Consider the following 15,184-nt stretch of genomic DNA (forward strand, 5'->3'; position numbering starts at 1 on the left):
GCTTCACGTACCTGGCGCCGTACACCGGTGTCCGCGGACGGCCGGCGTCAGATCTTGACGCGGACGTCCTTGCGCAGCTTCGCGGCGATCTCGGCCGCGGCCTCGGGCGTGCTGCCCTTGCCGGCCATCATGCTCGCGTAGTCGATCGGCATCACGAACCCGAGCGTGCTGTGGTCGCCCCAGATGCAGACCGGCATCGTGAACTCGCCGGGGCCGGCGCTGGCACCCGTGTCCGACGAGTCGTTCTTGATCTTGACTTCCTGGCACTTGAGGACGGCACCGTCGAGCGCGCTCGGGCTGTAGGCCTTCGGGCTGCCGACGAGTTCGCCGTCCTTGGTGCCTTCCTTCTGCTGGTTCTTCTTCATCTCGGCGAACATGCTGTCGACGGTCGCCTCCGGGTCGTCGATGGTTCCCCAGACGCCACCGAACGAGAGCTGCTTCATCGAGAGCGGGTTGCTCTCGTCACCCGACTGGTACGCCGCGCTGACGTCCTTGGGGTTCTTCACACCCCAGCCCTCGGCGTCCTTCAGGTCGTTCTTGGTCATGCCGCCGCTGTCGCTGCTGTTGGTCGACTTCTTGTACTCGCCGCCGAGGACCTTCGCCGGCGTCGTCAGCTTGTGGGCTCCGTCGTCGGCCACGTCGCTGCCGCTGCTGTTCCCCGCGAAGAGGAGGTAGCCGCCCACCGCGATCGCCGCCACCACGGCGACGGCGCCGATTATCAGGCCCGTCTTCTTCTTGCCGCCCGACGGCTCGGGAGGCATCGGGACCGTGCCGTAGGGAGGCTGCTGGCCGTAGGCGGGCTGCTGGCCGTACGGGGGAGTCGGCGGCTGGGCGCCCTGGGGAGCCTGCGGGGGGTAGCCGTAGCCGGGCTGCGCGGGGGGAGCCTGCTGCGGGTAACCGTAGCCGGGCTGGGGGGCCTGCGGCTGCTGGCCGTAGGGGCCCGGCTGACCGTGCGGTCCGGGCTGCTGGGGCTGCCCGCCGTACGGGCCCGGCTGGTTGTAGCTCATTTCTCGGTTCCCCTCCGCATGCTTATGTGTTCCGGACATCCTGACGCACAGGTCACGCGCCCAAGCCCGCGGGGGCCGCACCGTTACGAAGTAATCCCGTTTCGGGACAGGGGCGTGACGCCTCTAAACTGACCCCGTGACCGAAAACGCTCAGCAGCAGCCATCAGAGCCCAACACCGAACTGCCGACCCAGTACGCGCCGGCCGATGTAGAGGGGCCGCTGTACGAGCGCTGGGTAGAGCGCGGTTACTTCGAGGCTGACGCGAAGAGCGACAAGCCTCCGTTCACGGTCGTCATCCCGCCGCCGAACGTCACGGGCAGCCTCCACCTCGGACACGCCTTCGAGCACACGCTCATCGACGCCCTCACACGCCGTAAGCGCATGCAGGGATTCGAGACGCTGTGGCAGCCCGGCATGGACCACGCCGGCATCGCCACGCAGAACGTCGTCGAGCGGGAGCTCGGCAAGGAGGGCAAGTCGCGGCACGACCTCGGCCGGGAGGCGTTCGTCGAGCGCGTCTGGCAGTGGAAGGCCGAGTCCGGCGGGCAGATCTCCGGCCAGATGCGCCGCCTCGGCGACGGCGTCGCCTGGTCGCGTGAGCGCTTCACCATGGACGAGGGTCTGTCCCAGTCCGTCCAGACCATCTTCAAGAAGCTCTACGACGACGAGCTGATCTACCGCGCCGAGCGCATCATCAACTGGTGCCCGCGCTGCCTCACCGCCATCTCGGACATCGAGGTCGAGTACCAGGACGACGACGGCGAGCTGGTCTCCATGAAGTACGGGGAGGGGGACGACGCCATCGTCGTGGCCACGACCCGTGCCGAGACCATGCTCGGTGACACCGCCGTCGCCGTTCACCCGAGCGACGAGCGGTACAAGCACCTCGTCGGCAAGCTCATCAGGCTGCCGCTGACCGAGCGTTTCATCCCGGTCGTCGCGGACGAGCACGTCGACCCCGAGTTCGGCACCGGCGCGGTCAAGGTGACGCCCGCCCACGACCCGAACGACTTCGAGATCGGGCAGCGCCACAACCTGCCCAACATCGCCGTCATGGACGAGCACGCGGTCATCACGGTCCCGGGTCCCTTCCAGGGCCTGGACCGTCTCGAGGCCCGTTCCGCCATCGTCGGCGCCCTGCGCGCCGAAGGCCGGATCGTCGCCGAGAAGCGGCCGTACAGCCACTCCGTGGGCCACTGCTCGCGCTGCAAGACCACCATCGAGCCGCGCCTTTCCATGCAGTGGTGGGTCAAGGTCGGTCCGCTGGCGAAGGCCGCGGGCGACGCCGTCCGTGACGGCCGCGTCAAGATCCACCCGCAGGAGATGGAGAAGCGGTACTTCGACTGGGTCGACAACCTCCACGACTGGTGCATCTCGCGGCAGTTGTGGTGGGGCCACCGGATTCCGGTCTGGTACGGGCCGAACGGCGAGATCGTCTGCGTCGGTCCCGACGACGAGGCGCCGACGGGCGAGGGCTGGCACCAGGACACCGACGTCCTCGACACCTGGTTCTCCTCCGGCCTGTGGCCGTTCTCCACGCTCGGCTGGCCCGAACAGACCGAGAGCCTCGCGAAGTTCTACCCGAACTCCGTCCTGGTCACCGGCTACGACATCCTCTTCTTCTGGGTCGCCCGGATGATGATGTTCGGCCTGTACGCGATGGACGGCACCCCGCCGTTCCACACCATCGCCCTGCACGGCATGGTCCGCGACCAGTTCGGCAAGAAGATGTCCAAGTCCTTCGGGAACGCTGTCAACCCGCTGGACTGGATGGACAAGTACGGCAGCGACGCCCTGCGGTTCACGCTCGCGCGCGGCGCCAACCCCGGTGTCGACGTGCCGATCGGCGAGGACTGGGTCCAGGGCTCGCGCAACTTCGCCAACAAGATCTGGAACGCCACCCGCTTCGCGCTGATGAACGGCGCGACGGTCGAGGGTGAACTCCCGTCCGCCGAGGAGCTGTCGGCCACCGACCGCTGGATCCTGTCCCGGCTGAACGCCACGGTCGCCGAAGTGGACGCCCTGTACGACGACTTCCAGTTCGCCAAGCTGTCGGACGCGCTGTTCCACTTCGCGTGGGACGAGGTCTTCGACTGGTACGTCGAGCTGTCCAAGACGACGTTCATGGCGGGCGGCGAGCCCGCGAAGGTCTCCGGCCGGGTCCTCGGTGAGGTCCTGGACGTGACCCTGCGCCTCCTGCACCCGATCGTCCCGTTCGTGACGGAGACCCTCTGGACCACCCTCACGGGCGGCGAGTCGGTCGTCATCGCGGAGTGGCCGAAGGCCGTGTCCGTTCCGGGTGCCGAGGCTGCGGGCGGCTTCCGCGACACCGCCGCCGAGCAGGAGATCGAGAAGCTCCAGCAGGTCATCACGGAGGTCCGCCGCTTCCGTGCCGACCAGGGCCTCCAGCCGGGCCAGCGGGTCCCGGCCCGGCTGACCCTCGACGGGACCGCGCTGGCCCCGCACGAGGCGGCCATCCGTCAGCTGCTGCGTCTCCAGCCGGAGGGCGAGAGCTTCTCGGCCACGGCGACGCTGCCGGTGGCCGGTGCCACGGTCGCGCTCGACCTGTCGGGCACGATCGACTTCGTCGCGGAGCGCAAGCGGCTGGCCAAGGACCTGGCCGCCGCCGAGAAGGAGAAGGCCCAGGCGAACGGCAAGCTCGGCAACGAGGCGTTCCTCGCCAAGGCCCCGGACAACGTCGTGGAGAAGATCCGCGGGCGGCTCGCCAAGGCGGACGAGGACATCGCCCGCATCCAGGAGCAGCTGAACCGCCTGCCGGAGGCGTAGCCGTCCGCCCCCGCGCAGACGAAGGCCCCCGGAACCATCCAGTTCCGGGGGCCTTCCGCCGTGGACGGCCATGGCTGCCTCGCCCCGGACGGCGCTGGAAGGCTTCAGCCCGTCCGGCGTTTGAGGACGAGCCCGTAGGCCGAAGCGGGGGCTGGGGGCGCAGCCCCCAGGGACGGGACGGGTAGGGGCGGAGGGGGTGAAAAACCCCATGCGGCCCCACACGCCCCCACACCCCCGCCACCTCCGTAGACTGGCCCCGTGAGTGACCTCCCCCCGCACGACAGCAGCGCGTCCGACGAGCCGGAACCCCGTGACCCGCACGGTCTCTTCGACGAGATCGTGGCCGCGGAGACCGACCGCGACCCCGACCTCGCGGTGATCGAGGCCGGCAGCCGTACTCTGCGCACCCAGGGCAGCGGCGGCCCGCAGGCCGATGTGCCCGGGCGTCCTTCCGACCCCGAGGTCGACAAGGCGCTGCGCGAGGTGGAGGCCGAACTCGCCACCCGCTGGGGCGAGACCAAGCTTGAGCCGTCCGTCAGCCGGATCGCGGCGCTGATGGACATCCTGGGGGAGCCGCAGCGCGCGTACCCCTCGATCCACATCACGGGCACGAACGGCAAGACCTCCACCGCCCGCATGATCGAGGCGCTGCTGAGCGCCTTCGACCTGCGCACCGGCCGCTACACCAGCCCCCACGTGCAGTCGATCACCGAGCGGATCAGCCTGGACGGGGCGCCGATCCCCGCCGAGCGGTTCGTCGAGACGTACAACGACATCAAGCCCTACATCGAGATGATCGACGGGCAGCAGGAGTACCGGCTGTCGTTCTTCGAGGTGCTCACCGGCATGGCGTACGCCGCCTTCGCGGACGCGCCCGTGGACGTCGCCGTCGTCGAGGTCGGCATGGGCGGCAGCTGGGACGCCACCAACGTGATCGACGGGGACGTCGCCGTCGTGACCCCCATCGATCTCGACCACACCGACCGGCTCGGTGAGACGCCCGGCGAGATCGCCACCGAGAAGGCGGGCATCGTCAAGCAGGACGCCACCGTCATCCTGGCGCAGCAGCCGGTCGACGCGGCCCAGGTGCTGCTGAAGAAGGCCGTCGAGGTCGACGCGACCGTGGCCCGCGAGGGACTCGAATTCGGTGTCGTCGCACGCCAAATCGCCGTCGGCGGGCAGTTGCTCACGCTGCGCGGCCTCGGCGGGGAGTACGAAGAGGTCTTCCTGCCGCTGCACGGCGCCTACCAGGCCCACAACGCCGCCGTGGCGCTCGCCGCGGTCGAGGCGTTCTTCGGGGTCGGCTCGGCGCACGCCCAGCGGCTCGACATCGACACCGTGCGCAAGGCGTTCGCCACGGTCACCTCGCCGGGTCGCCTGGAGATCGTGCGGCGGTCGCCGACCGTCGTGCTCGACGCCGCGCACAACCCGGCGGGCGCCCGCGCCACCGCCGAGGCGGTGAGCGAGGTGTTCGACTTCAGCCGGCTGATCGGGGTCGTCGGCGCGAGCGGCGACAAGAACGTACGGGGGCTGCTCGAAGCCTTCGAGCCGATCTTCGCCGAGGTCGTCGTCACGCAGAACTCCAGCCATCGCGCGATGGACGCGGACGAACTGGCCGGGATCGCCGTCGAGGTCTTCGGCGAGGACCGGGTGCAGGTCGAACCGCGGCTCGACGACGCGCTGGAGGCCGCGATCACGCTCGCCGAGGAAGAGGGCGAGTACGCGGGCGGCGGCGTGCTGGTCACCGGATCCGTCATCACGGTCGGCGAGGTCCGACTGCTCCTGGGGAGGGGCTGACTCTCGTGCGTACGCTCTGTGCTTCGACACTGATCGGCGAGTTCTTCGTCATCGGCTTCGCCGGACTCGTCGCCATGAAGGAACCCGATCTGGCCACGGCCACGGTCTGGACGGTCTGCGGAGTCCTGATGGCGCTCAGCGTGTTGCTGTGCGGCATGATCACGCGGCCCGGCGGTGTCCAGCTGGGCTGGGCGCTGCAGATCCTGCTCATCGCGGGCGGCTTCGTCGTCCCGTCGATGTTCGTCCTGGGCGCGGCCTTCGCCGCCCTGTGGTGGGCGTCGGTCCACTACGGCCGGAAGATCGACGAGGCGAAGGCCAGGTTCGCCGCCCAGGCACAGCCCCAGCCACAGACCGAGACAGGCGGCACCCCGGCGTAACCGCGCCGGGGCGGGTGGCCCTTCGGGGCAGCCGTGTCGTGGAGCGGGCGGCACCTCGCTGTGGGTCGGTGGCCGTGTGGCGTGTGCCCGTACCACCTGACGCTGTGTGACAGCCACCCGGACACGCCCTGTAGCCTCGGTCTTCCGCACCAGTGTGACCTGAAGGAGCCATCCCGTGAGCCAGCGCACCCTCGTCCTTCTCAAGCCCGACGCCGTCCGTCGCGGCCTGACCGGCGAGATCATCAGCCGTATCGAGCGCAAGGCCGGCTGGCAGATCACCGCGCTGGAGCTGCGGACGCTGGACCAGGAGACGCTGGAGCAGCACTACGGCGAGCACAAGGGCAAGCCCTTCTACGAGCCGCTGGTGGAGTTCATGGCCTCCGGTCCGATCGTGGCGCTGATCGTCGAGGGCGAGCGGGTCATCGAGGGCGTGCGCGCCCTCGCCGGCCCGACCGACCCGATCGCCGCCGCCCCCGGTTCCATCCGCGGTGACTTCGGCGTGATCGTCCGCGAGAACCTGATCCACGCCTCCGACTCCGAGGAGTCCGCCGAGCGCGAGGTGAAGATCTTCTTCCCCGGCCGCGCCTGAGCGTACGGACGTCGCGTCCGCGTCGTGCACGGAGGGTGACCCCCCGGCGTACGGACGGTCGCGTCGGGGGTGGCGGACGGTCTCGGGGAGGCCATCCGGACGATCTCCCGGGCGCGCCGGGCGCCACGTTTTGAAGAAATTTTCTGAGACTGCGTCAGCGCGGCTCGGACAGCCTGACCAGGGACGGCCGTGAAAAATCCGGCCGTCCCGTGGCATATGCGTGCTGATCGGGGGAACGCGTGACCCCGATGGCCCGTCTCCACAAGCGAGTGGGCTCCTCATCTGCTGACAATGGCGAAGACCCTCGCGCAGGGTTCGTGCAGGCGCGTCTACGATGGAAGCCTTCACGTCACTGCACCCACCTCGCCGTCCTAAAAAGCCGTCAAAGCTCCACTTGGGAAGGCCAGACGAATCCTGATGGGGAACTCAATGTCGTTCATCGGCCGTGACATGGCTGTCGACCTCGGGACCGCCAACACGCTGGTGTACGTCAGGGGTCGCGGGATCGTACTCAACGAGCCGTCCGTCGTCGCGATCAACACCAACACCGGCGGGATCCTCGCGGTCGGCGCCGAAGCGAAGAAGATGATCGGGCGGACGCCGGGCAACATCGTTGCCGTGCGCCCGCTGAAGGACGGCGTCATCGCCGACTTCGAGATCACCGAGCGCATGCTCCGCTACTTCATCCTGAAGATCCACAAGCGGCGCTACCTCGCCCGCCCCCGTGTCGTCGTCTGTGTGCCCTCCGGCATCACCGGCGTCGAGCGCCGTGCCGTCATCGAGGCGTCGTCCCAGGCCGGCGCCCGCCAGGTGCACATCATCGAGGAGCCCATGGCCGCGGCCATCGGTTCCGGCCTGCCGGTCCACGAGGCCACGGGCAACATGGTGGTGGACATCGGCGGCGGCACCACGGAGGTCGCGGTCATCTCGCTCGGCGGCATCGTCACCGCCCAGTCCATCCGCGTCGCGGGTGACGAGCTGGACAACGCGATCATCCAGTACATCAAGAAGGAGTACAGCCTCCTTCTCGGTGAGCGGACGGCCGAGCAGATCAAGATCACGATCGGTTCGGCGTACGACCTCGACACCGAGGAGCACACCGAGATCCGCGGCCGGGACCTGGTTTCCGGACTGCCCAAGACGGTCGTCATCTCGGCGACGGAGGTCCGCAAGGCGATCGAGGAGCCGGTCAACGCGATCGTCGACGCCGTGAAGACGACGCTCGACAAGTGCCCGCCCGAGCTCTCCGGTGACGTGATGGACCGCGGAATCGTTCTGACCGGCGGCGGAGCCCTGCTGCGCGGTCTCGACGAGCGACTGCGGCGCGAGACCGGCATGCCGATCCACATCGCCGAGGACCCGCTGGACAGCGTGGCGCTCGGTTCCGGTAAGTGTGTCGAGGAGTTCGAGGCGCTCCAGCAGGTTCTGGACGCCCAGCCCCGCAGATGAGGTAACACTTCGATTCCGCCGTACGAGATGATCCCCTCTCGTACGGCGGATCGTTGGTATGGAGGCATAAACTCTCGCGACAAAGAGTCATAACCTCTCCCATAACGCTCACCCCGTCACGCACCCCCACCCCATCCCAGCCTCATCGCACCGTGGGCATCGGTTTCGCCCAGGGTGCGCCCCTGTTGACCCATTACAACGAGGAAGGCACGGCCGCCGCACGTGAGGGACACACGAGAGAGCCGGCTGCTCCTGGTGCTGCTGATCGCCATCGCGTTCGCACTGATCACGGTGGACATCCGCGGCGGGCAGGACTCACCGGTCGACGGTGCCCGCCAGGCCGCCGCGACGGTCTTCGGCCCGATCGAGAACGGGGTGTCGTCCGCGGTCGACCCCGTCGGCAACGCCATCGCCGCGGTCCGCGACTCGAGCACACGACACGACCGCGTCGCTCAACTGGAGCACGACAACGCGGCGTTGAAGGCGAAGCTCGGCAGCGACGACCGCAACCGCAGCCGCCTCAAGCAGCTCGACAAGATGATCAAGGTGGCGGGCGAGGGCCAGTACGGGATCAAGGGCGCCGAGGTGATCGCCATAGGAGCAGCCCAGGGCTTCTCCTGGACCGTCACCATCGACGTCGGCGCCCACGACGGCATCAAGCGCGACATGACCGTCCTGAACGGCGACGGACTGGTCGGCCGGGTCACCACCGTCGGCCCGGACACCGCGACCGTGCTGCTCGCCAACGACCCCGACTTCACCGTGGGCACCCGCATGGAGTCGACGGACGAACTCGGCTTCGCCTCCGGGCAGGGCGACCGCCCGCTGCGGGTCGAACTCCTCAACGCCAAGGCGAAGATCAAGAAGGGCGACCGGCTGATCACCTTCGGCTCGCAGGCCGACAAGCCGTTCGTGCCCGGCGTGCCCGTCGGCGTCGTCTCCCGTGTCGACCCGTCCGGCGGCGACCTGACCCGCACGATCTACGTCAGGCCGTACGTCTCGTTCACCAAGCTCGACATCGTCGGCGTCGTCGTCGCGGCTCCCAAGAGCGATCCGCGCGACACCGTACTGCCGCCGAAACCCAGACCCACGCCCACGCCGACGGTGACCGTCACGGTCACCCCCTCGGCGAACGTGCCCGTCGACGGCCAGCAGCAGTAGCAGGAGGAGCCGAATCCCATGCGTTTCAACAGGATGCTGCTCTCCGTCACCCTGGTGGTCGTCGCCCTGGTGATCCAGGTGAGCGTTCTTGCCCGACTTCATCTCCCGGGCGCCGTCCCGGACCTCGTCCTCCTGACCGTGCTCGCGCTCGCCATGGTCTACGGCCATGTCGGCGGCGCGCTCATCGGCTTCGGCGCGGGACTGCTCTCCGACCTCGCCCCGCCCGCCGACCACGCCGCCGGGCGCTACGCCCTCGTGCTCTGCGTCATCGGCTATCTCGCGGGCCTGGTCAAACCGGAGAACGGCCGGCTCAAGTCGGCCACCGGACCGATGATCGTGGTCGTCGCCGCCGCGATCGGCTCCACCCTGCTGTACGCGAGTGTCGGCGCCCTCGTCGGCGACACCGCCGCCCGCCATGTCGGGCTCGGCAGCCTGCTGTTCACGGCCGCCCTCTACGACCTGCTGCTCGCCCCGTTCGTCGTCCCCGTGCTGATGGCACTGGCCCGGCGCGCCGAGAACGATCCGCTCGCCGAGGGCGGTTCGGCGTCCAAGGCCGCCGACGTCTCCACGGGCTGGCTGTCCTCCGGCACCGGGCTGCGCATCGGCAGCCAGCGCGGCGGACTGCGCGTGAAGGCGGCCAAGGCGCGGGTCGCCCGCGCCGGACGCATCAAGGGGGTCAAGCGGCTGTGACGACAGCGAAGAGGGCCACCCGGCGCACACCGCAAGCGCCGCACGCGTCACGGAACTTGACCGGCCGCGGTGCCGCCGCGCACAGGTTCGCCGGGCACTCGTATGTCTCGTACACACACTGAGAGGGGGAGGCAGCAGCAGTGACCAACATCCCCGAGACCGGTCGGACCCCACGGGTCCAGATCCGACTCGTCGTCATCCAGATTCTCGTCCTCTCCCTCCTGGGCACTCTCGGCGGACGCCTCTGGTACCTCCAGATCCGCAACGGCGACGAGTACGCCAAGGAAGCCTCCGGCAACCACGTCCAGCAGGTCGTCCAGCCCGCCGTACGGGGCTCGATCCTGGACGCGCGGGGCGTTCCGATCGCCGACAACGAGACCCGCCTGGTGGTCTCCGCCTCGCGCACCGACCTGCTGAAGATGCCGGACGACGGCAAGGCCGTCCTCACCAAGCTCGCCGGCGTGCTGGGCATGAAGCCCGACGACGTCATCCAGAAGGTCCGTCTCTGCGACGCCAAGACCCCGCAGCCCTGCTGGAACGGCTCGCCCTACCAGCCGATCCCCATCACCGACGAGGCCACCGCCCGCCAGGCCCTGCAGATCCGCGAGCGCTCCGAGGACTTTCCCGGCATCACCGCCGAGCCGGAGGCGATGCGCCGCTACGCGGCCCCCGGCAAGGCCAACACCGCGCAGGTGCTCGGCTACCTCTCGCCCGTCACCGACGACGAGATCACCAAGGCCAAGGACACCGACTCGCCCTACCTCCGCTCCGACCAGGTCGGCCGCTCCGGCCTGGAGCGCCAGTACGACAAGGCGCTGCGCGGCAAGGCAGGCGTCACCCGCTACGAGGTCGACAACCTCGGCCGCGTCATCGGCAAGGCCAAGAGCGACAAGGCCGAACCCGGCGCCAACCTCGTCACCAGCATCGACGCCCGCGTCCAGCGCGTGGCCGAGTACGAGCTGAACTACGCGATGGAGTTCGCCCGGACCCAGTTCGACAAGATCACCGGCGAGAACTACAAGGCCGACTCCGGCGCGGTCGTGGTGATGGAGGCCAAGACCGGCCGCGTCGTCGCCATGGCGTCCCAGCCGACGTACGACCCGAACGCCTGGGTCGGCGGCATCTCCGGCAAGGACTACACCGCGCTCACCGGCAAGAAGTCCAACTACCCGCTGCTGAACCGCGCCATACAGGGTCAGTCGGCGCCCGGTTCGACGTTCAAGGTGGTCTCCACGGCCGGCGCGGTCGAGGCCGGCTACGACTTCGACGGCCGCTACCCGTGCACGAGTTCGTACTCCGTCGGCGGCCAGGTCTTCAAGAACTTCGAGGGGGAGAGCTTCGGCCCCATCTCGCTCGGCCGGGCGCTCGAGGTCTCCTGCGACACCGTCTTCTACGGCCTCGCCGACAACGAGTGGAAGAAGGACGGCGGGATCAACCCGAAGAAGACCCCCAAGGACTACTTCTACAAGGCCGCCCACCAGTTCGGACTCGGCAAGGAGACCGGCATCGACCTCCCCAACGAGGTCACCGGCCGCGTCCCGGACCGCAAGTGGAAGGCGGACTACTGGAAGGCCAACAAGGACGCCTGGTGCAAGAGCGGTAAGAAGGGCGGCACCTACGTCGAGCAGATCGCGTACGAGAACTGCCTCGAGGGCAACAAGATGCGCGAGGGCGACTCGATCAACTACTCCATCGGACAGGGCGACACCCTCGTCACCCCCGTCCAGGAAGCCGCCATCTACTCCGCGGTCTCCAACGGAGGCACCCTGTACGCCCCGACCATCGGCAAGGCGATCGTCAGCGCCGACGGCACGTCCGTCCAGGAGATCAAGCCGAAGGTGAACGGCAAGCTGCCGGTCAGCAAGGCGACGCTCAAGGGCATGAACGAGGCCTTCGCGGGTGTCGTCACCCGCGGTACGGCGGCCTGGAAGTTCGGCGGCTGGCCGCAGGACAAGATCCCGCTGCACGCCAAGACCGGTACCGCCGAGGTCTACGGCAAGCAGACCACGTCCTGGCTCGCCACGTACTCCAAGGAGTACACGATCATCATGACGATCTCCCAGGCCGGTACGGGTTCCGGCGCCTCCGGTGAGGCCGTGCGCAAGATCTACAACGCGCTCTACGGTGTCTCCCCGGACGGCGCCATCGACAAGAAGAAGGCCCTGCTGCCGACCCCGCAGAAGAGCCTTCCGAAGATCCAGACCGACGGCTCGATCGACTCCCCGGCCATCTCCAAGGACCCGGCCAAGGACCAGCAGGACCAGCAGGCCAGCCAGGCCCCCAAGGACGGCTCCGCAGACCAGCAGTTGCCCGCCGGCACCACTGCCTCACCCGGCACCGGCAACCGCGACACCCGTAGGCGCGCGGCCCGCCCGAAGAAGAGGCGGGGAAAGAGGATCCCGACATGACGACCGCGGCGACCAAGGTGCTGAGGTTCCTGACATGAGCGGAGCCAACAACTTCTCCGTCTCCGGGTACGGACCCGAGCGCGCGGGCTGGACACGGCTGTTCGCCCGCGACTCGCTCGCCCGCCGTCTCGACTGGCCGATACTCCTGTCGGCCGTCGCGCTCTCGATGATCGGCTCGGCGCTCGTCTACTCGGCGACCCGCAACCGCACCGAGATCAACCAGGGCGACCCGTACTACTTCCTCATCCGCCACCTGATGAACACCGGCATCGGGTTCGGCCTGATGATCGGCACGATCTGGCTCGGCCACCGCACCCTGCGCACGGCCGTGCCGATCCTGTACGGCCTCTCGGTCTTCCTGATCCTCATGGTGCTGACCCCGCTGGGCGCCACCGTCAACGGCGCCCACGCGTGGATCGTCCTCGGCGGCGGCTTCTCGCTCCAGCCCTCGGAGTTCGTGAAGATCACGATCATCCTGGGCATGGCGATGCTGCTCGCGGCCCGGGTCGACGCCGGCGACAAGCCGTACCCCGATCACCGCACCGTGCTGCAGGCCCTGGGCCTCGCCGCCGTCCCGATCATGATCGTGCTGCTCATGCCCGACCTCGGCTCGGTCATGGTCATGGTGATCATCATCCTCGGCGTGCTGCTCGCCTCCGGCGCCTCCAACCGCTGGGTGTTCGGCCTGATCGGCGCGGGCGCCCTCGGAGCGATCGCCGTCTGGCAGCTGCACATCCTCGACGAGTACCAGATCAACCGCTTCGCGGCCTTCGCCAACCCCGAGCTCGACCCGGCCGGCGTCGGCTACAACACCAACCAGGCCCGGATCGCCATCGGTTCCGGCGGCCTCTTCGGCACCGGCCTCGGCCACGGCTCCCAGACGACCGGCCAGTTCGTGCCCGAGCAGCAGACGGACTTCGTCTTCACGGTCGCCGGCGAGGAACTGGGCTTCGTGGGCGCGGGCCTGATCCTGGTGCTCCTCGGCGTGATCCTGTGGCGGGCCTGCCGCATCGCCCGCGAGACGACCGAGCTGTACGGCACGATCGTCGCCGCCGGGATCATCGCCTGGTTCGCCTTCCAGTCCTTCGAGAACGTCGGCATGACCCTCGGCATCATGCCGGTCGCCGGACTGCCCCTCCCGTTCGTGTCCTACGGCGGATCCTCCATGTTCGCGGTCTGGGTCGCGGTGGGCCTCCTGCAGTCGATCAGGGTGCAACGCCCGATGTCCGCGTAGCGGGAGCCCGGGTGTCGCCCCGGAGAACATGAGGCGACACCCGGCCCAACGGGAAAAGACGGTCCATGACCGAGCAGGGGCCGATTGGGTACTGCCCACGACCCGCAATCGCGTCTAGATTCGGTTCATGGCGGACACAAAGCGCGAGATCGAGCGTAAATACGAAGGTCCCGTGGCCGAGGGCGGCACCGACCTGCCAGATCTGACCGGTGTCTCCGGAGTCGCGGGCGTCGTCGACAAGGGCGTCGCCGAACTCGACGCCACCTACTACGACACCCCCGACCAACGACTCGCCGCCGCCTCCCTCACCCTGCGCCGCCGCACCGGCGGCGACGACGCCGGCTGGCATCTCAAACTCCCCGTCTCCGAGGGCGTACGCGACGAGATCCGCGCCCCGCTCTCCGACACCGTGCCCCGCGAACTCGCCGGCCTCGTGCGCTCCCGCGTACGCGACGCCGAACTCGTCCCCCTCGTACGTCTGCTGTCCGCCCGCGACATCCGCCACCTCGTCGACGACTCCGGCGCCCTGCTCGCCGAGGTCAGCCTCGACCGCGTCCGCGCCGAGCGGCTCAGCGGGGGCGAGGGCACCGCCGAATGGACCGAGATCGAGGTGGAACTCGCCGACGACGGCGACCCCGCCTTCCTCGACAAGGTCGAGAAGAAGCTCCGCAAGGCGGGTCTGAACCGCTCCGCCTCGTCCTCCAAACTGGCGAAGGCGCTCGGCGAGACCGGCGAGCGCCCCGTGAAGCCCGCCCCCGAGAAGGAGCCGGTCACGGCGGGCGACCACGTCCTCGCCTATCTCCGCGCCCAGCACGACGCCATCGTCGAGCTCGACCCGGCCGTCCGCCGCGACGTCCACGACTCCGTGCACAGCATGCGCGTCGCCACCCGCCGGATGCGCAGCACCTTTCGCTCGTTCGGGAAGATCCTCGACCGCACGGTCACCGACCCGATCGGCGACGAGCTGAAGTGGCTGGCCGGCGAGCTCGGAGTCGACCGCGACCAGGAAGTCCTCACCGAGCGGCTCACCGAATCCCTCGACCGCCTGCCGCGCACCCTCGTCTCCGGCCCCGTCCGCACCCGGCTGCGCACCTGGGCGCACGCCCGCCACGGCGGCTCCCGGCGCCGCCTGATCGCCGTCCTGGACGGAAAGCGCTACCTCGCGCTGCTGACCGCGCTCGACGCGCTCATGACCGAACCGCCGCTGCTCGAGGCGGCCGCGGGCGACCCCGCGAAGGTGATCGCCAAGGCCGTCCGCAAGGACTTCACCAAGGTCTCCGACCTCGTCTCGGAGGCCCTCGACCGGCCACCGGGCGCCGACCGCGACAGCGCGATGCACGAAGCCCGCAAGAAGGCCAAGCGCACCCGCTACGCGGCGGAGGCCGCCGCCCCGGCCCTGGGCGGAGGGGCCGCCGGCCTGGTCAAATCGATGAAGTCGCTGCAGAGCCTGCTCGGCGACCACCAAGACAGCGTGATGACCCGCGACGCCCTGCGGGAACTGGCTGCTCTGGCGCACGCGGCGGGGGAGAGCTCGTTCACCTACGGAGTGCTGTACGGGCGCGAGGAGCAGCGCGCGGGGGCGGCCGAGGCTGCCCTGCCGGAGGTCTGGGAGGCGATCGAGGGCCAGACGTCCGTGTGACGACGGTGTGGCTGGGACCGGGGCCGGGGCCGAGGTTCCTTCTCG

General features: G+C 69.2%; 11 protein-coding genes. 10 read left to right on the forward strand and 1 reads right to left on the reverse strand.

The window, feature by feature from the left end; all coding sequences use genetic code 11:
• Positions 1–47: 47 nt before the first annotated feature.
• Entirely contained in the window at positions 48–1,007 is a 960-nt protein-coding gene (locus ACFWBT_RS21545) for a hypothetical protein (RefSeq protein WP_385702663.1), read from the reverse strand.
• Positions 1,008–1,143: 136 nt separating this feature from the next.
• On the opposite strand from ACFWBT_RS21545, the gene ACFWBT_RS21550 reads away from it, so the two are divergent.
• From ACFWBT_RS21550 to ACFWBT_RS21595, 10 genes are all read left to right on the forward strand, one after another.
• A complete protein-coding gene (locus ACFWBT_RS21550; RefSeq protein WP_385702665.1) occupies positions 1,144–3,795 on the forward strand; it encodes a valine--tRNA ligase in 2,652 nt (883 codons plus the stop codon).
• A 258-nt stretch (positions 3,796–4,053) separates the two neighbouring features.
• Positions 4,054–5,592, forward strand: a complete 1,539-nt coding sequence (locus tag ACFWBT_RS21555) for a bifunctional folylpolyglutamate synthase/dihydrofolate synthase (protein ID WP_385702668.1) — start codon at positions 4,054–4,056, stop codon at positions 5,590–5,592.
• Between the two features lie 5 nt (positions 5,593–5,597).
• On the forward strand, positions 5,598–5,969 hold the full coding sequence (locus ACFWBT_RS21560; protein WP_385702671.1) for a DUF4233 domain-containing protein: 372 nt from the start codon (positions 5,598–5,600) through the stop codon (positions 5,967–5,969).
• A 175-nt stretch (positions 5,970–6,144) separates the two neighbouring features.
• Positions 6,145–6,558, forward strand: a complete 414-nt coding sequence (ndk, locus tag ACFWBT_RS21565) for a nucleoside-diphosphate kinase (RefSeq protein WP_385702674.1) — start codon at positions 6,145–6,147, stop codon at positions 6,556–6,558.
• A gap of 429 nt (positions 6,559–6,987) precedes the next feature.
• A complete protein-coding gene (locus ACFWBT_RS21570) occupies positions 6,988–8,007 on the forward strand; it encodes a rod shape-determining protein (protein ID WP_385702677.1) in 1,020 nt (339 codons plus the stop codon).
• A gap of 222 nt (positions 8,008–8,229) precedes the next feature.
• Complete coding sequence (gene mreC / locus ACFWBT_RS21575) at positions 8,230–9,168, forward strand: rod shape-determining protein MreC (RefSeq protein WP_385702679.1); 939 nt, start codon at positions 8,230–8,232, stop codon at positions 9,166–9,168.
• An 18-nt stretch (positions 9,169–9,186) separates the two neighbouring features.
• Positions 9,187–9,858 (forward strand): rod shape-determining protein MreD, encoded by a 672-nt coding sequence (gene mreD, locus ACFWBT_RS21580; RefSeq protein WP_385702682.1) that lies wholly within the window; start codon positions 9,187–9,189, stop codon positions 9,856–9,858.
• Between the two features lie 140 nt (positions 9,859–9,998).
• Positions 9,999–12,266: a penicillin-binding protein 2 gene (gene mrdA / locus ACFWBT_RS21585; RefSeq protein ID WP_385702684.1), complete on the forward strand. Its 2,268-nt coding sequence runs from the start codon at positions 9,999–10,001 to the stop codon at positions 12,264–12,266.
• A gap of 34 nt (positions 12,267–12,300) precedes the next feature.
• Positions 12,301–13,500: a rod shape-determining protein RodA gene (gene rodA, locus ACFWBT_RS21590; protein ID WP_385702687.1), complete on the forward strand. Its 1,200-nt coding sequence runs from the start codon at positions 12,301–12,303 to the stop codon at positions 13,498–13,500.
• A gap of 127 nt (positions 13,501–13,627) precedes the next feature.
• Positions 13,628–15,139, forward strand: a complete 1,512-nt coding sequence (locus ACFWBT_RS21595; RefSeq protein ID WP_385702688.1) for a CHAD domain-containing protein — start codon at positions 13,628–13,630, stop codon at positions 15,137–15,139.
• Positions 15,140–15,184 lie beyond the last annotated feature (45 nt).

It is taken from the genome of Streptomyces sp. NPDC060027, assembly GCF_042737005.1.
GTDB lineage: Bacteria > Actinomycetota > Actinomycetes > Streptomycetales > Streptomycetaceae > Streptomyces.